This window comes from Oleiphilus sp. HI0043, assembly GCF_001634935.1.
The window spans coordinates 1-830 of record NZ_LWEY01001104.1 but is presented as its reverse complement, the minus strand read 5'-3'; the positions used below and the strand labels follow the sequence as shown (position 1 = coordinate 830).

The window sequence follows — 830 nt, the reverse complement described above, 5'->3', positions numbered from 1 at the left end:
AAGATGAAAGCTATTTTATGGAACGAAGCTGATCAGGGTATGACCTTTGATTACGCAGAGATTCCTGAAGATCTGCTGGATGAGTGTGAGGAGATGAGAGAGTTTCTTGTTGAGTCCGCTGCAGAGGCGGATGATGACTTGATGGAGCTTTATTTAGAAGGTGAGCAGCTTTCTGAGCAGCAAATAAAGCAGGCGATTCGCAAGCGTACGTTGGCGAATGAGATTGTGCCGGTTATTGGCGGTTCTGCTTTTAAGAATAAAGGTGTTCAGGCGATGCTTGATGCTGTTGTTGAGTACCTGCCGTCTCCTGAAGAGGTTAAAGCGATCGAGGGTGTGCTTGATGATGACGAGACTGTTGAGTCTCGAGAGGCTGATGATTCTGCTCCATTTTCTGCTCTTGCGTTTAAGATTGCGACGGACCCCTTTGTTGGTACTCTGACTTTCTTTAGGGTCTACTCTGGATCGCTAAAAACCGGCGATACCGTGTATAACCCAGTTAAGGGTAGGAAGGAGCGCATTGGTCGAATGGTGCAGATGCATGCAAATGACCGAGAAGAAATAAAAGAAGTATTGGCTGGAGATATTGCAGCTGCGGTCGGCCTTAAGGATGTTACTACTGGCGAAACGCTATGTAATATTGAGAACAAGATTACGCTTGAGCGTATGGAGTTTCCAGAGCCTGTAATTTCGGTTGCAGTGGAGCCTCGTACGCAGGCAGACCAGGAAAAGATGGGTGTTGCCCTAGGTAAGCTTGCGCAGGAAGATCCTTCGTTTAGAGTAAAAACCGATGAAGAGACGGGCCAGACGATTATCTCCGGAATGGGCGAATT

Annotated in this window: 1 protein-coding gene; it reads left to right on the top strand. The window is 47.3% G+C overall.

Translation table 11 applies throughout. The features are described 5' to 3' along the window. A partial coding sequence (locus A3729_RS12150; RefSeq protein WP_255376393.1) for an EF-Tu/IF-2/RF-3 family GTPase occupies nt 1–830 on the top strand: 830 nt, incomplete at both ends.